Annotated in this window: 1 rRNA gene; it reads left to right on the forward strand. The window is 48.6% G+C overall.

Annotation, left to right across the window (positions count from 1 at the left end):
• A 23S ribosomal RNA gene (locus tag ACQY6C_RS14935) occupies positions 1–547 on the forward strand; the annotation flags it as partial.

The following is a 547-nucleotide window of genomic DNA, read 5'->3' on the forward strand; positions in this document are numbered from 1 at the left end:
GACCAAATGCTTGGCATCCTCGCTACTTAGGTAGACGGATGAAGATAGAGTCCTATTGTGTACGAACCAGATAAGGCTGGTTCATAAAAGAAGGAAAAATAGAGCGTATTTCCTTGTCGGGTAAGTTCCGACGTGCACGAATGGCGTAACGACTGGGAAACTGTCTCAAGGACCTGCTCGGTGAAAATACAATCCCGGTAAAGATGCCGGGTACCTGCAGTTAGACGAAAAGACCCCAGGAGCTTTACTGTAGCTTCGTATTGGGGCTATTGAATTAATGCGTAGTATAGTGGGGAGACTTTGAAGCGGGCTTTCGGGTACCGTGGAGTCGCCAGTGAAATACCCATCTTAATTTTGGTAGTCTCTAACCAGCACGGAAAAACCGTGTTGAGACAGTGCGTGGCAGGCAGTTTTAGTGGGGCGCTACCCTCCTAAAGAGTAACGGAGGGGTCTCAAGGTCAACTAGGCGCGAATGGAAACCGTGCCGATAGTGTAATGGCAAAAGTTGGCTTGACTGTGAGTCGTAGATGACGAACAGATGCGAAAG

It is taken from the genome of Altererythrobacter sp., from assembly GCF_050299635.1.
Classification (GTDB): Bacteria; Pseudomonadota; Alphaproteobacteria; order Sphingomonadales; family Sphingomonadaceae; genus Erythrobacter.